Here is a 15,979-nt window from a genome sequence, read left to right as displayed (position 1 = left end):
TGATATCCTATTTTCTTATTTTTTTATTTTTCTATTTCAATTAGTTTAATTTAAGAGTAAATCACTTATCAAAATTGAATATCCCCATACAGAATAGGCAGCGCATCACCAGTCCTTACTCCTTTCCATATGTTAATTAGGTATTTTTCTCTATGCCGGTGATATTTAAGTTCATAGGTATAATAATTACCATTTAATGGATTAGGAGTCCAAGAAATGGTTAATAAATTTTCCTGAGCATATAAATCCAGTAAGTTTCCAAGTATGATTATCTTGTCTTCAATATATGCTGCGACAATAATTTCTTCTCGTTTTTGAGGCTCTTTATCCCAATTAATTTTCATTCTATCGCCGACTACGAGCAAATATCAAATTTATTAATAAATGAATTATGAGTAAAGGCTTAATATTCACGTTTACGTGTGGAATAATTAATCCAGGAGAAATAGAGATTTTATGGTTAACATTTGTTTATAAAGATCTTTTCCACGTTCTATAGTTCTTAATGCGTTTTTATCATTTTCCCAATTTATTACATGGGTGTTTTTGCCCACTAATTTACCAAATTCCTGAAAAAAATGTGTTAGTTCATCTAAAAAAAGGGGAGGAACATCCATTAAATCTTTTATTTCCTTGAACTGAGGGTTAGATAAAGGTACACTCAATATTTTATCATCCCTATCCTTACCATCTCTCATCCTCATCACTGCAATGGGCCTGCATTCAATAACACATCCAGGGAAGGTTGGTTGATCCATAATAACCAAAACATCGAGGGGATTATCATCACCTCCCATTGTTTGGGGGATCATACCATAATTCGTAGGATAGGGGAGGAATGATGAAACACCACGAAATGCAAAGAATTCCTTTTCCTTATCGTATTCATATATGTTTTGGGAACCCTTAGGGATTTCAACAACTACGTTTATCGTTTTTGGACCGCTGGCCCTGGTTGGGATGTCATTCCAGAGATTCAGAAATTATTCCTCCTGAAACAGTTCTCTTAAGTTTTTCAGGTTGTTTGTTAAATTATTTATTTAATCGTGCCATGGAAGGACATAGCATCTGTTCTTCAATTCGGATCAGTTCGTTGAGTTTGGCTATTCTTTCCCCACCCAGTGCTCCGGTTTTAATGAGTGGGCAGGAGAATGCCACTGCCAGATGAGCTATGGTTTCATCAGTTGTTTCACCAGATCGATGGGACACCACTGGCACATAATTATTTGATTTAGCCAGTTTAACAGTTTCATAAGTATCACTTAGCGTTCCAATCTGGTTGGGTTTGATGATTATAGAGTTTGCGGCACCCATCCTGATTCCCTCTTCCAGTATATTCCTATTGGTTACGAAAATGTCATCCCCACAGATTAGACATTTTCTACCGATTTTACGGGTTAACTCAGCGAAACCAGCGAAATCCTTTTCATGCAGTGGATCCTCCACAAAGAACATTTTATAGGTTTCGATGATTTCTTTAACAAAATCTATCTGTTCACCGGTGTTTCTTTCCACTCCTTCTCTTCCATAAACATATACTTCTTTTCCATTATCCCAAAGTCCACTGGGTGCCAGATCAAGAGATGGGCGAATAATGAAATCTAATTCGTTGCTAACATCTTCACAGGCCTGAGCTTGGATTTCTAGTGCATCATAATTTGACAGGTTAGGAGCCCATCCACCTTCATCTCCCTTTCCACCGGTGAATGATTTGTCTTTAACTTTTATCAGTTCCCCTATTCTCTTGTGAACCTTTGAATTGGCAAAAATAGCATCAGTGATATTGTCTGCACCCACCGGAACTACTAAAAACTCCTGTATGTCTGGAGCGTTTTTGCCAGCGTGTGCTCCTCCATTGATCATGTTCCCCAGAGGGTATGGTATTTCCTCAACCATGTTACCTCCCAGGAACCGGTAGAGTGGTAGGCCGTGGGACGATGATGCTGCCTTGGCAGCTGCCAGGGAAATGGCTACAATGGTGTTACCACCTAAAGATGAAAGATTTTCAGTGCCATCCATCTCCTTTAATATTTGGTCTATGTATATACCTTCACTGGCATCAAGTCCAATCAGTTCAGAAACAATTTTATTGCCAAATTCAGTTATAACATGGTCGACACCCTCTTCTGGAAAGGAAGCCACTTCAAGTTCTCCGGTACTGGCACCACTTGGGGCGGCGACCCTGCCATGCCCAGTGGTAGTTAAAATATCCACTTCCAGGGTGGGATTTCCACGGCTATCTGAAATTTTCCTTATGTTTACATCTTCAATTACACTATTCATTGAAACACCACTCCCTTTGGATCTAACTTAATTCTAGAATTCGATTGACCGAAAATCTTTTCTTTCAATATTATTCTTTATAAAGCATAATTGAATGTTCGACTACCTTCAATGCTTCTTTGTAATCTTCCCAGCCTAATACTTCAGTGGTTTTTCCTTCAAGTCGTTTGTATTCCTGGAAGAAGTGAACAATCTCGTTAAGGAGTGATTCTGGAAGGTCGTCGATGGTTTTTATGTGATTGGATTTAGGGTCATCCACAGGTACTGCCAATATCTTGTCATCCTGTTCCCCACCATCGATCATTTTTAGGAGTCCAATTGGCCGGCTTTCAATTACACATCCCGGAAAGGTTGGTTGATCCATAATTACCAGTATATCCATGGGATCCCCATCATCATAGAGAGTTTGAGGGATTATACCGTACTCTCCAGGATAAAAGAATGGTGATGACAGAACCCTGTCCAGAGCAAAAGCCTCTTTATCCTTGTCATATTCATATTTGTTCCGTGAACCCTTGGGTATCTCAATTACTGCGTACACCACTTCAGGTGCATTGGGTCCTGGTTTAATATCTTTCCACAAATTCATTATATCATCTCCTTTTTTTGAATATTTTATTGAAATTAACGAATTTTAAAGTTTTTTTAAAGTATTAAATGGGATATGGTGAATAAATTGTCGTTATTCATATCTCAATAAGGTGAAGAAATTCACAGGCAAGATCAGAAGTAATGTAAGCTTTTTAGAATATACAAAGCCCGGTAAACATATTCAAGCTCTGATATCCCGATAAAGTATGATCTCCTGAACCCTCCATCTGCATTTTGAAGTTTTAATACAAAATTAAGGACTTCATCACGGTTTGACCAGTGATCGAGAGGATAAGCAAGGATTTCATAGATTCTGATCCCCGCATATATGCTTTCAATATAGGGAGGGTAACTTAAGGGCGTGTAAGCAAAAATCCCTTCATCAGTCTGGCAATTCGCAGCGAAATCCATTATCTTATCTTGTGAAGTTATTAAATCAGGGTTAATGAGGTTCAACGTTTCCAGAGCATAATAGGTCGACATTATATCAGATCTATATCTCCCAAATCCCCCATCCTCATTTTGGAAAGCCAATACACATTCAATAATATATTTTGGTAATTCAATCCCCACAATTCTCAGGACATTAGTCATCAAATAAATTATTTCCAGATTAGAAGTCCTGTATCGCTCTAAAAATTTATTAATATATTTTTGAGGAAAATTTGGATTTCTTTTAAATGAATCCAGAATGTTTACCCTGTAAAAAATTCCCCGGGTACCGTATTGTCTTCCTTCTTGTAAGTTTTCTATCCATTTAATTGTATTTTCCTTATTTTGAGGTTCGTCATCCACCATTTCAAGAATCTTAACACCGTAGTACGTGTTCTTAGTGTCAGGAATCCCCTCATAGAGAGTAAATCCACCTTCAGGATGTTCTCTTTTCTGGACAAACTTTAAAACCTGGCCTAGAATTTAAATCACCTTAACATGAATTTAGTAAGTGATTCATGGCGGGAAAGAACTTAAATAAATTCTGGAAATATGTCCCTGAAATGGATTTTATTAATTCTGATTGCTCTAAAATCAAAATAGACCCAGGGTGATTAGCATTGCATGAAAAAATAGTTTTCATAAATGAGTTTGTCTCCGCTTGCAACTATGATTCCTCCACATATTTTTTAGTTACAGGGATCATCAGCACTTCGCGGTTATAAGGTGGAACCCATCACCTACATAAATCACTATTAACACAGGGGATATAAAAACATTTCTGATCCACATTAAAAACATAGCCCCACAATTTTAATCATTAATACTCAAATACCGCGGGAGTAAGAAATAAATAAACACTTGAAATTTAATTTACAGAACTTAAATATCTTATTTTCCATTTTTAAAACTTTAAAAAAGGATTAATTATACATGTATTGCTACACCACTTACCCTTCAAAACAAAAATCAAGACGAAAAAGATAACTATCAGAACTTGACCATGTTAATTTAACCAGATATTTATTAACATGCGGAGGGATTTAGCAAATGAGTAAAATAGACCGGCAGGAAATTCTGGATGTTTTGGATGGGTATGATAAGGAAGACATAACTATTGCAACTTTAGGAAGTCATTCCTCCCTGCATATGTTTCAGGGAGCAAAAGCAGAGGGATTCAAGACGGCAGTAGTATGTGAAAAAGGACGGGAAGTTCCATACAAAAGATTTAATGTTGCTGATGAATACATTATGGTTGACAAATTTAGTGACATAATTAATGATGAAGTCCAGGACGAGTTAAGGGATTTAAATAGTATAGTATTCCCCCACGGATCTTTCGTGGCCTATGCTGGACTAGACAATATTGAAACTATTTTTAACGTCCCCATGTTTGGAAACAGGGACATTCTACGATGGGAAGCTGAAAGGGATCTGGAAAGAAAATTGATGACCGAGTCCGGAGTTAGAATTCCTAAAAAGATAACCAACCCTTCAAAAATCGATGGCACCGTTATGGTAAAATTCCCCGGAGCAAGAGGAGGGCGAGGATACTTCGTTGCCAACTCAACTGAGGAATTCGACCAGAAAATTGAGGCCATGCTGGAAAGAAAATGGATCGAAGACGAAGATATAAAAGAGGCACACATTGAAGAATACGTTTTAGGATGTAACTACTGTATTCATTACTTCTTCTCAGGATTAAAAGATGAAGTGGAACTTTTAGGAATTGATAGCAGATATGAATCTACCATAGATGGTTTAACCAGAGTACCTGCCAAAGACCAGCTAGATATAGGTGCAGATCCATCCTACGTGATAACTGGTAACCATCCCGTAGTTATGAGAGAATCTTTACTGCCACAGGTATTTGATATTGGTGACAAGATCACCGAAGGTGCTAAAGGATTAGTACCACCAGGATTTAACGGTCCTTTCTGCATGCAAACTCTGGTTAATGATGACCTTGAAGTAGTAGTATTTGAAATGAGTGCCCGTTCCGACGGTGGAACCAACACCTTTATGAACGGATCTTCCTACAGCTACCTCTATTATGGAGAACCATTAAGTATGGGACGCAGAATGGCGCTAGAAATCAAAAAGGGTATTGCCGATGACCGGTTAGAAGAGATCATAACCTGATACTCTTTATACCCTTTTCATTTTTTTTATACGTGTTTACCACCTTATAAATTGAAAAAAATACAACGCGCCCTAAACAAATAATATTTAAGAATAAATAGGACTTCCATCCCCATTGGATCCGGTTTAATACCAGGATTATTATAGGTTGATACTCTTCCAATAACATCCAGTATTATTATTCCTTACAATAATAATAACCAATCAGAAGGTGTTTTATTGCTCACAACCGTCCAAAAAGAAATATTGCAAGTTTTGATTGATCTATATAGCAAATCTAATTATATGCCCATTAAAGGAGAGAATATAGCCGCGATTATGAAGCGGAATCCTGGGACCATAAGAAATCAAATGCAATCCTTAAGAAGTATGGGGATCGTGAAAGGTGTTCCTGGACCTAGAGGAGGGTATAAGCCAACAATAGAGGCATATCATGCGTTAAATATCAGTGCTGCTGATGAAGAAGAAACTGTACCTTTGTTTAAAAAAGATAAACAGGTGGAAAACTTAACTGTAACCAAAATTGAATTCACCAGCCTCCCCCAACCAGGAGAGTGTGAAGCAACCATAAAGGTCATGGGAGATATCAAACAACTTGATCTGGGAGATAAAATAAGAGTTGGACCCAGTCCTGTGAATAAACTTGTGGTAAATGGGATTATTGTTGGAAGAGATGATATGGATGGTGTTTTGCTCCTGGATGTTAGGGATATACGAAGCATCCCCCATAAATCAGTGATGGAAATAGCCAGCCAGGATCTTATAACTCTGGAACCCCATATGGATATAAAAGAAGCAGCATGGATACTATCTAACAATGGAATAGACGGAGCCCCGGTAATTGAAAATGATACAGTTATAGGAATACTAACTCTCATTGACATTACCAAAGCCATTGCCAATGAAGAAAAGGATCTTAAAATAACCAATCTGATGTCTAAATATATAATAACCGTTAAACAGGATGTTATGATATCAGAAGCCATTCAGATTATGAATAAAAACAAAATTGGACGTCTCATCATTACTGATGAAAAGGACAAACCCATTGGAATTTTAACCAAAACCGATATTTTAAACCAGATAGCTGGTTTGAAATATTTAACTTCTTAAATATGTCCCATTTATTTACTATCCACTCTTTTTATGAATAGCTCATTAAAATGAATATTAATTTTTAGATTTATTAATAAAAAATTAACGCTCATCTCCCTGTAAGTGTACATTTTTATAAAATGGTTGCAAGTGCTTTTTGAAACCAGTTTATTCCATTGTTGAAAGTGAATTGATAAAATTTTACATAGGTGTTTAGCTTTTTCTTGGATATGCCTCTAAAAATGTTCAAATAGGGCCTTATTAGTGAATGTCGGTTTTCACAGTTGTTCACGTGATTGTCACCATCAGCATATTCTTTTGCAGAATGGTTGATTATATGGTGTTCTATGACCTGCGGATGTTCTTCTAGTCCACTGTAAATTGTATAGTCATCCGTAAAGGCCTTAATGGACCCATTACAGTGAGTTTCTATCTTTCTATGTATTAAAACCTTGGAAAGGTTCTTTTCAACAACCAAAATGGTGTTTCGACTTCCTCTTTCAATCATGGAGATTATTGGGGGCTTATCTTTATCATAAGTGCCTCTTCCACGTTGTTTAAGTCCTCTAGTTCTCGGATGTTTTTTTTAAACCTTTGGTGCCTGCTGATTGGTACATTTCATCAAATTCAATTTCCCCTGACAAAACTGGATCTTTGGCTTCATCAACCAAACATTCCCTGAACTCCTGAGCTAATCTATAAACGCTGTCCCATTTATGTCCTGATTCATCAGCTAAACGTTTAATGCTTTTTTTATCTAAGTTCAGGATTATGTAGAACATATCACCCAGAGGTAATTTTTTGTTGGAAAAAATGGTTCCAGTAAAGTCAGTGAAATTTTTCCCGCAAGTCTTACAAGAATATCGCTTAATGTGAGTTTTATTCAAATATCCGCGATTGTACACTTCAAAAGACTTGCATTTCGGACAATAAACCCCATCAGACCATCTTATGCATCTGAAAACCTGTAAAGCTTTATCATCGTCCGGAACCGACAACTCGCATGCTAAACTTCGATCTTTCATACATTATTATTTGAACTGCAAACTACATATACCTTTGTACACTTTCCGGGAGATGAGCGAAAATTAATTATTGTCTACGACATTAAAAATTTAACAATTTGTTTTTATAATTTTTTTTATCCATCCTTCGTATAATGTTTCATTTCCGACTATTTCATTGTAGTAAGATTTAAATTTTTGAATTAAGAATGTTTCATCTTTTATATAGATTTTAGACAGTTCACGTTTTATTATTCTCCAAACTTGTTCTATAGGATTTAGTTTTGGAGAATATGGGGGTAAAAGTATTAATTGGATATTAAGGATTTCACAAGCTTTTTTAGCTAATTGTGCTTTATGAACTGGATAATTGTCTAAAATTATTACAATTTTTGTTTCTTTTTTTAATTGACTTATAATTTCAGAGTTTTCTAAATTTTTAACAATATTTTCCCTTTGTAATTTGTCAATTATTCTTTGATTCTTTTTATTTTCATTTTCTAAGATAATCCTCATTTTTTTCTTGATTTGTTCGATATTTAAATCTTTTTGAGGTGTGAAAAAATCGTCAATAATATGTTTAAATTCAGTTTTATCATGGAAATCTGCTTCTAAAAGCGTTTTTAGATGTGTTTCATCAATGTTAATATTATTTAAAATGGAATTCAATTTAGATTTGCAATATGGGTTGTTTGAGTTTTGAATTCTAATTTTAACTAGAAAATTGATAAAATCAAATGTTTTAGATCCTTTGGGAAAGTCTATTAATGATTTGCCGTTTGCTGACTGGAATCCTATTCCTGTAACTGAAAATTTATCTGGATTTTTCTTTAAAATGTTTTTAGTTCTTTTTTTATACCAAATACGGCCTGAATTACCAATATTTTGGCATGCTGTCTGATCTAAAAATCCAATTATGCTATTTTCAAGATTTATTCCTTGAAGTTTTTTTTAAGTGATTCTTCAGCATCTTCTGGCATTTTTGAATATATCGTATAAGGTTTACCATATCCAAATTTTAAATCTCTTAAAATTCTTTCCACCTGTCTAATACTGTATTCAACATTAAATTTTTCTTTTATTAATTCTAAAACCTGTTTAGAGCTATAAATCTTATTATCAATGATAATTTCAGATAATTCTTTTTTTTGCTCAGGAGTAAGTTTCGATTGACCCCCACTACCAGATTTTCTGTCTAAAGAATCATATCCACCTTCATTCCATTGATTTAACCAATTATGCCCAGTAACTCTTGTAATTCCCAGTTTTTTACAAGATTCTGTGATAGAAACATCATGATAAATATCATTTATGAAATACAACTTGTTTAAAACTTTTACATCCTGTTCCAACTTCTTTATTCTAATTTGAAGCTCTTCAACACTCGTAAAATCCTTATTTATAGTTGGCTTTCTATTCATATAAATAAATATAAAACCCACCATATATAAAATTTTCTATGTCGTTAACTATCATAAAAATTCTTGAACAAACCAAAGATGAAAATTAGATGAAAAAAAATCTAATCTTATGTAAATTTCTTTTATTTGAATGATTAAATCTAAAATAAATAATATGCCCTGACCGGGACTTGAACCCGGGTTATAGGATCCGCAATCCTAAGTGATATCCACTACACTATCAGGGCAATATATACAAAACAGTAGTTTTTGATCCCAACATTTGTTGGAACTTATACTCAATTGATTTTTTATGTATTTAAGTTTTGTTTTAGAATTTTAAACAAGATATTGATCATCATCTGAAAGAAGATCTCATTAGTGGGATGGTTTACTTTAGTTGGATAACTATTAATCATCTAATGCAAATAATAAAGCTGAAAATACTCTTCATATCTCCAGATTTTCCAGAATTTTAATTTTTATAGCATTTTTAAATTCATCGGAAAGGGGAACCATTTTCCTACGGTCATGCATGGTGCTCATGCCGAAACAGGGATCATCAAATCTTTCTCCCCTAAATTCAACTGGCTCCTGGTAACGGGGGATGAAATGCCAGTGCAGGTGGGGGCAGGGAGGATCCTCCCGGTAGGAGGAGTTCATCAAACAACCCCAATTGAAATGGGTGGGATTAAAGGCTTTCCTAATAGCGGACTCCAATTTCTTAACCACTCTGGCCAAATCATCCCATTCACTATCCTTCAAACCAGAAAGCTCAGTTTCATCCCTTTTAAGGGCTACAACACAGGTTCCCAGGTTCCTCTGGTCTGGGGCCAAGATAATTAGCCAGTGATCAGTCTCAGCCAGTAATTCACCAAACTGATGATCCTTTAATTTTTCAAAATACTCACATTCCATCTAAAACCCCATTCTCTAGTTAAAATTGGATGATATGGTTCATTGGTTGACTCGATTTAAGTATTTATGAATAACTGATTATTAGAATTACTTTTCATAATTCTCTTTTTTATAATCCCATTAACAGTTCTATAATCCCATTAACAGGTAAATCTGGGCTGCTGTTAACAAGTAACCCAGCACCGTTCCTACAATTAACTGTGCCGGGGTGTGTCTTTTAAGGTGTAATCTACTCCAAAGAACCAGGGGCACCAGTAAACTGAAGATAAGCCCGGTCCATCCGAAAAGATAGATGATTGCAGTTGCCGGACCAGTCATGCCCATGGCGTGTAGGCTGATCTTCCAGTAAAGACTGAACAAGAGCACGACTACGGTGTTGTTAAGGTAGCAGATCATTAAAGTGGTGATTAGTGTGGGTGCTCCAAGAGTGTATAGAACCATCACCCCTATGATGTAGGATAGGATCACCATTAAAAGGGGGTAAATCCGGTCCTCCCTCTGTGGCATATCCACTTCCAGTTCTTTCCTTTTTATCCATAATGTACTGGTAATAATGGGTAGAATGCTCACAAATAAGATACTAAGGCCTGAAAACCATAACCAGTCACCTCCATAAAGTAGGACGTAGTTAATAACCAAAAAAACTGGGATGGCAACCAGTGGGGGTTGCTGACAGCGGATATGAAATGGGCCAGGGTTTCTTTCAGGGTTGTATTTTCATTAGAAAGATTAAAAAGGGGCATTAAATGTCCTTCCGGTAGATATTTTTCATGAGGATAAGAAGTTTACAGTGGTATATCCTCTTTAAAACTACTGCTTAATAAAATCTTTCTTTTAGGAGTCAGGTGAGTCCCTTAAGGGTCTGGTTAGGAAATTTAGGGGTTTCAGGTTATGTAAATCCGGTAGGTGTAGTTACCCGAGTTACGGATGGCAGTAGCCACATTATCTGTATTTTTCAATTCCATCCTACCAGCCAGGGCTTTCCCACCCAACTGGCTTTCTTCAGTTAAAAGGTATTCACTACCTGCCAGGTTTTTATCCAGAAAATCAGAGGCAAGCTCCCCAGCACTGGTTATGCTGGCTGGGCTATTATTCCCGGAATTGAGAATAGCAGACATTTTTTCTAAAACTGATAGGGCATTTCCTTCACGGTAGTTAACCATCAACTCCATGGTATCATGGGCTTTCTGGGAGGAATGGATCTGGAGGGGAGATTCAGGGGATAGAGCGAGGTTACTAACCCCAAAAAGAACAATCATAACTGGTATAATGGCCAGTACGGCATCTAGAGTGTATCCAAATCCTTTTTCATCCATAAATATTCACATTAATTAGTTTAATCCCATTGAATGTAAGATAAAACTACTATGGTATGTTAAGGGAACTCTTACCTTTATGGGAATTATTAGTTTTATCTATGGATATAGAATGGGTATTGGATTAAAGCACTTAATTCTCGTGCCTTTCCTTTATACGGGCTACCACTTCATCCTTCTTGGCAATGGCTTCCAGTGCTGATCTTTCCACTTTCTGCTTCATTTCCTCGAAGTCTTCAGGTTGCAAGTCGCCAACGATCTTTTTAATCTTGGTGTAGGCTGCCTCTCGGAAGAGGGGTTTGAGTTCCTCTTCACCATGGTCGGTTAGTAGGCGGGGGATTCCAGTATCATCAACTTCCCCGATCCTACCAATCCGAACTCCGGCACTGGAAACTACCTTTTCCACCTTGCTGGCCACATCTTCCGGGGCCACGATCATGAGTGAATCCACGGAAACACCCAAGTGGTCGATGTCCAGGCTTTCCAGCATCTCCAGTACCTTGGGGTTTACCAGGGCCCTGATTTCATCCTCCCAGAAGGCCATTCCCAGGCCGGTGGTCTGGGATATCTCGTGGGCATCGCCACGGAGTCCTCCGTTGGTCACATCGGTCATGGCATGGACTTCTGGAAGTAGGCCATCCTGCAGTATGGCCTCGGAGGCCTGGATGAAGCTGATGTCCATGGTCTCCCACACCACGTCAAAGAGGCCGTGGTAGAGGGCAGTGGTGGTTATGGTTCCTCCGCCTGATCCTTCAGTTAGGAGGATCACATCCCCGGCTTCGGCCCGTTTACGGGCAGTGGGGGGATGGGGGGATATTCCCACTGAGCCCACGGCACTGACCAGCCTGTCTCCTAAGACCATGTCTCCACCCACACGTAGTGTGCTGCCTGCTACCAGGGGAACTCCGGTGAGTTCGGAAACAGCGCATACTCCGGCGGTGTAGTCGAAGAGTTTAGCCACCTCTCCATCATCTGCCAGGTGGAGGTCGCTCAGTAGTGCCACTGGTTGGGATCCCATGACGCAGACATCCCGCATGGAGGCTCGGGCCACATGGAAACCTCCCAGGAAGGGGTATTCGCTTAGCCGGGAGTGTATTCCATCCACTGCTGTGGTGATGTATACTTCATCGGCTCCGGCTGTTGCTTTAACCACTCCTCCGTCATCCTGGGCTGTGGGGTTGATGAAGGCGTTGGTGTGGCTGCTTTTAACGATTTCAGCGATTTGACGGTGTACGAAGAAGTCTCCTGCTCCACGGGAACCCACACCCATTTCGCCCATTCCGATTCCTGATTTAGGATATTTTATAAGGTTTTTAAGTGATTCATCAGGATGGTCTTCGATTTTCAGGGTGTATTTGACTTCATCCAGCACGGCCTGTGCCATCTGGCCGGCTTGTACTGGGTTGATGTCTTTAAATTCCAGGATTTTTTCCTGGAGGCTTTTTTGTACAGATTCTTCGCTGTGATCTACCAGGGCACGCCTGGCGAAACCTTCTATATCCACACTAACACCTCTTATAGTATTACTAATATTTATATTTTTGTTACTTTTTCTTTGTATTAAGCTAATCTTCTGAATGTGAGATTAAAAAATAATTTATAAAGCCTGTTTAAGGAAGTTTTTCAGTATTTCTAGACCTACCTCTCCACTTTTTTCAGGGTGAAACTGGGTGGCGAATACATTATCCTGGGCCACCACTGCGGGTACCTCCACACCGTAATCTACAGTAGCCACCACCACTCCCTCATTATCAGGGTGCACATGGTAGGAGTGGACGAAGTACATGTAATCACTACCTATACCTTCCAGTAAAGGAGATTCACGTTTTATATTGAGGTTATTCCAGCCCATATGGGGTATTTTAAGACCTTCAGCAGGCAGTGTTTCAGGGAAGCGTACTACTTTCCCGGAGAATACATCCAAACCCTTGACTCCTGGACTTTCCTCACTCTCACTGAAGAGCACTTGTAAACCCAGACAAACGCCTAAAAATGGTTTCTCCTCTTGGATGTGCTGGTGGATGATGTCCTCGTATTTTTTGAGGTTTCCCATGGCAGTTCCAAAGGCCCCCACACCAGGGAGGATCATTACATCTGCCTTTTTTAACTCCCTTTTATCATTAGTTACCAGTGCCTGGGCACCAATACGGTGGAATCCGTTACGAATGCTTTTCAGGTTCCCGCTGCCGTAGTCAATAATAGCTATCATGATTTTCAGGTAATAAAAACACGTTTACTTGATTAATCTCGGATTAAAATAATTTATTTCCTTGAATTTTGGGTAAATTTTTTTATTAGATCATATTTTAATCCTGAGTTGAACTATCCTTTTACTCCTCGCCTTTGTTTTAAAAAAGAGATAGGATTACCTGATGTCGTAGTAGTCCTTAACACGGACGGTGTCGTCAGGGTGTGGTGTGGATATTTCGTGGAGTACTGTGTTTTCCATGGCCACGATGGTGTGGTTTTCAAGTGGTTTAATTCGGATGGTGTCGTTTTTGCCAAAGTACTCTTTACGGTCCTCGAATTCTATGTATCCGGCTCCACTGAGGATGTACATAGTTTCATCCTTCTGGGGGTGGTGGTGGTAGGAGGTCTGGTATCCTTCCCGGATGAATAATTCTTTGGTCAGGTATTTCTCGGTGTTTATCAGGATTTTCTCGTATCCCCAGGGTTTGTCTTCCCGGTTCTGATATTCTTTTCGAATTTCTTCCAGTTCCTTGGAGGTATCGATGGCCATCCAGAATAATCCGTCTTCCTGGTAGTAGCCTAGCTGGTTGTTTTTGGCGTACATGGGGAACACGGTTTTTTCAATGTCTCCCACATCAAAGTCTCCGAAGTCAATATCTCCTTTGGAGAAGTAAACTCCTCCGTTAATGTAATAGTCCAGGACTGGTTTTTCCTTGAAAGATACCAGTCGATCACCGCTGATTTCCACTATGCCGTAGGGGGAGACCATACGAGTTATGAATATGGATAAAGGGTGGTCTGATTTTTCACCACTTTCAATCATTTTTTTAATGTTTAAGTCGGCGACGACGTCACCGTTTCGTATAACACATTGTTTACCCGGACCAACAGCTTCCATCCCCAACCTTATGGCGTTAAGAGTTCCGAGGGGTTTGTCTTCCTCTACGTATTCTATTTTAACGCCCATGTAGTCGTCACCGAATCTTTCCCGTATTTTGTCGCTTAAAAAACCGGTTAAGAGGAAAACCTGGTTAACACCTGCATTTTTAAAGTCAAAAAGCTGTTTATCCAGGATAGTGTAGTCTTCTTTAATTTCAATGAGGGGTTTGGGCACCCTTTCGGTGAGTGGTCGTAATCTCTTTCCAAATCCTCCGCAGAGTATCATACCTACTGTACTGGTCATAATTCATCACCACTATTTCATCTTTAATCAAGATATCTTTTCAAATCAAATTCATCCATGAATGTTTATCCAGATTCTAAATCTATTATCTCATCATAAATTCCCTATTTCTATTGGCTATATTATTAAGCCAGTATATATAAAATTCACCAACTGCAGACAAACTCTAAAACCAAATCTACCATTCAACCCGGGATTCATGATGGTTTATCAATTATTTGTCTTAAAACATTTCCAAAATCAGATTCAATTATTTTATCAGTTCCAAGTGTTTTTGCATGGGCATCCAGTTCAGTAACCACCCAATTGTATCCTAATTTTTTCAGTGGTTCCACCAGGCGAGGGCCATCGGTAATGGCAATTGATTGGATATCCAGTTTTTCAATGGGCAGAGCATGGGGCACTCCAGCCACCACCACCAGATCATAGTCTTCTTTTTCCAGATATTCACCTGCCTTATCCCCAGTTACAGGGTACTCATCCAGTCCACCGGTGATAATATCAATTTCCAATCCTGCATCATTCAGTTCTTCGGTAATATTCTGGGCGTGTTGCTGTATACGGGGAAGACCAGTTTCCAGGTCCAGGTTGGCAATGACCAGGGGCCTGTTTTCAGGGTACATCTGGTTGAATGGGATTTTCAGAAGGTCTGCAAAGAGGTAAGAGGTTTCTTTTTTGGAGTTAAGCACAATTGCAATTTTATATCCCTTTCCAAAGGCTTCCAATAGTACACTGGCCACTTCTTCTTTGTCATCACCGTACGATGGGGCGATATATTTACCCTGGGCCATTCCTCTGGTTTTTTCAATTTCAGTGGCCCTTTTAAGCATCCTGCTCTGCCTTTCAGTTTCCTCGGGAGAGATCACTCCTTCACGCTCAGCAGCTTCCAGAACTGCTATGGCTCCCTCAGTGTTATCCCCTTCACTTAAACCACCATGGGACTCTACAGTCAGTACTTTGGCCGGGATTCCTGCATTGTTAACAGCGTCCTGCATATCTTCACCGATGATCATACTGGCACAGGTTCCCACTACTCCCACCAGCTGGGGATGGAATAGTTCATTTACTTCGTGTAATGTTTCTTCCAGTTTGGCGGATGCGCCGAATATGAAGTCGTTTTCTGACATGGCAGTGGTTACCACCCTCACTCCGTCATTTTCCAGAAGACGGCCCGTACGGAAGCAGCAGCCATGGGGTCCGTGTAGGATGATAACGTCGGCGTTCAAGTCTCGGAGAGTGTAAAGGGATGCTGCAATGGGGCTGGGTCTGGGATGCAATCTATTTCACCTCTAATTTTTTTTTGGATTGGGAATTGTAAAAAAACATTAAATGATAAATTTTCATTATTTCTATCTAAATTAACCATTATAACTAATGTCATTAAAATATAAGTTAAATCTGTGGGCATGATATTTTAATAAATTT

Annotated in this window: 17 protein-coding genes, 1 tRNA gene, 1 pseudogene and 1 riboswitch; of the genes and pseudogenes, 2 read left to right on the top strand and 17 right to left on the bottom strand. The window is 38.7% G+C overall.

Features of this window, described 5'->3' with window-relative positions:
- Positions 1 to 68 precede the first annotated feature (68 nt).
- The 5 genes from BK009_RS10300 to BK009_RS10280 form a co-directional block, all read right to left on the bottom strand.
- Positions 69 to 344 (bottom strand): hypothetical protein, encoded by a 276-nt coding sequence (locus tag BK009_RS10300; RefSeq protein ID WP_100909540.1) that lies wholly within the window; start codon positions 342 to 344, stop codon positions 69 to 71.
- An 87-nt stretch (positions 345 to 431) separates the two neighbouring features.
- A complete protein-coding gene (locus tag BK009_RS10295) occupies positions 432 to 914 on the bottom strand; it encodes an inorganic diphosphatase (RefSeq protein WP_335645305.1) in 483 nt (160 codons plus the stop codon).
- Between the two features lie 118 nt (positions 915 to 1,032).
- The gene (gene eno, locus BK009_RS10290) at positions 1,033 to 2,283 is read right to left on the bottom strand and encodes a phosphopyruvate hydratase (protein WP_100909538.1); all 1,251 of its coding nucleotides are present in this window, start codon (positions 2,281 to 2,283) and stop codon (positions 1,033 to 1,035) included.
- Between the two features lie 70 nt (positions 2,284 to 2,353).
- Positions 2,354 to 2,872 (bottom strand): inorganic diphosphatase, encoded by a 519-nt coding sequence (locus tag BK009_RS10285; protein WP_100905110.1) that lies wholly within the window; start codon positions 2,870 to 2,872, stop codon positions 2,354 to 2,356.
- Positions 2,873 to 3,006: 134 nt separating this feature from the next.
- Positions 3,007 to 3,669, bottom strand: coding sequence for a prenyltransferase/squalene oxidase repeat-containing protein (locus BK009_RS10280; protein WP_169923166.1), 663 nt, complete (start codon positions 3,667 to 3,669; stop codon positions 3,007 to 3,009).
- 326 nt (positions 3,670 to 3,995) lie between these two features.
- A riboswitch (Fluoride riboswitch) is annotated at positions 3,996 to 4,056 on the bottom strand.
- A 300-nt stretch (positions 4,057 to 4,356) separates the two neighbouring features.
- On the opposite strand from BK009_RS10280, the gene BK009_RS10275 reads away from it, so the two are divergent.
- Both BK009_RS10275 and BK009_RS10270 read left to right on the top strand, forming a co-directional pair.
- A complete protein-coding gene (locus tag BK009_RS10275) occupies positions 4,357 to 5,448 on the top strand; it encodes a formate--phosphoribosylaminoimidazolecarboxamide ligase (RefSeq protein WP_100905112.1) in 1,092 nt (363 codons plus the stop codon).
- A 219-nt stretch (positions 5,449 to 5,667) separates the two neighbouring features.
- A complete protein-coding gene (locus tag BK009_RS10270; RefSeq protein WP_100905113.1) occupies positions 5,668 to 6,561 on the top strand; it encodes a CBS domain-containing protein in 894 nt (297 codons plus the stop codon).
- A 115-nt stretch (positions 6,562 to 6,676) separates the two neighbouring features.
- On the opposite strand, the pseudogene BK009_RS10265 reads toward BK009_RS10270, so the two are convergent.
- The 12 genes and pseudogenes from BK009_RS10265 to cfbD form a co-directional block, all read right to left on the bottom strand.
- Positions 6,677 to 7,096 (bottom strand): annotated as a pseudogene (locus tag BK009_RS10265) (IS1595 family transposase); the annotation flags it as partial.
- Positions 7,097 to 7,109: 13 nt separating this feature from the next.
- On the bottom strand, positions 7,110 to 7,568 hold the full coding sequence (locus BK009_RS10260; protein ID WP_100905792.1) for a transposase: 459 nt from the start codon (positions 7,566 to 7,568) through the stop codon (positions 7,110 to 7,112).
- Between the two features lie 90 nt (positions 7,569 to 7,658).
- Positions 7,659 to 8,216, bottom strand: coding sequence for a transposase (locus tag BK009_RS10255; RefSeq protein WP_100906223.1), 558 nt, complete (start codon positions 8,214 to 8,216; stop codon positions 7,659 to 7,661).
- 263 nt (positions 8,217 to 8,479) lie between these two features.
- Positions 8,480 to 8,968, bottom strand: coding sequence for a helix-turn-helix domain-containing protein (locus BK009_RS10250; protein WP_157809727.1), 489 nt, complete (start codon positions 8,966 to 8,968; stop codon positions 8,480 to 8,482).
- A gap of 155 nt (positions 8,969 to 9,123) precedes the next feature.
- Positions 9,124 to 9,195: transfer RNA gene (locus BK009_RS10245), tRNA-Arg, on the bottom strand.
- Between the two features lie 202 nt (positions 9,196 to 9,397).
- A complete protein-coding gene (locus BK009_RS10240) occupies positions 9,398 to 9,865 on the bottom strand; it encodes an HIT family protein (RefSeq protein WP_100907246.1) in 468 nt (155 codons plus the stop codon).
- Positions 9,866 to 9,994: 129 nt separating this feature from the next.
- The gene (locus BK009_RS10235; protein ID WP_236950977.1) at positions 9,995 to 10,504 is read right to left on the bottom strand and encodes a phosphatase PAP2 family protein; all 510 of its coding nucleotides are present in this window, start codon (positions 10,502 to 10,504) and stop codon (positions 9,995 to 9,997) included.
- A 245-nt stretch (positions 10,505 to 10,749) separates the two neighbouring features.
- Entirely contained in the window at positions 10,750 to 11,181 is a 432-nt protein-coding gene (locus BK009_RS10230) for a hypothetical protein (RefSeq protein WP_100909535.1), read from the bottom strand.
- Between the two features lie 133 nt (positions 11,182 to 11,314).
- Positions 11,315 to 12,685 (bottom strand): AIR synthase-related protein, encoded by a 1,371-nt coding sequence (locus tag BK009_RS10225; RefSeq protein WP_100909534.1) that lies wholly within the window; start codon positions 12,683 to 12,685, stop codon positions 11,315 to 11,317.
- Between the two features lie 93 nt (positions 12,686 to 12,778).
- Positions 12,779 to 13,390 (bottom strand): imidazole glycerol phosphate synthase subunit HisH, encoded by a 612-nt coding sequence (gene hisH / locus BK009_RS10220; RefSeq protein WP_100905153.1) that lies wholly within the window; start codon positions 13,388 to 13,390, stop codon positions 12,779 to 12,781.
- Positions 13,391 to 13,546: 156 nt separating this feature from the next.
- A complete protein-coding gene (locus tag BK009_RS10215; protein WP_100905152.1) occupies positions 13,547 to 14,554 on the bottom strand; it encodes a sugar phosphate nucleotidyltransferase in 1,008 nt (335 codons plus the stop codon).
- A gap of 197 nt (positions 14,555 to 14,751) precedes the next feature.
- A complete protein-coding gene (gene cfbD, locus BK009_RS10210) occupies positions 14,752 to 15,831 on the bottom strand; it encodes a Ni-sirohydrochlorin a,c-diamide reductive cyclase catalytic subunit (protein ID WP_100909533.1) in 1,080 nt (359 codons plus the stop codon).
- Positions 15,832 to 15,979 lie beyond the last annotated feature (148 nt).

It is taken from the genome of Methanobacterium subterraneum, from assembly GCF_002813695.1.
In the GTDB taxonomy this organism is placed as follows: domain Archaea; phylum Methanobacteriota; class Methanobacteria; order Methanobacteriales; family Methanobacteriaceae; genus Methanobacterium; species Methanobacterium subterraneum.
Note: the sequence above shows the minus strand (reverse complement) of the source record. Positions and strands in the feature narration are given on the sequence as shown.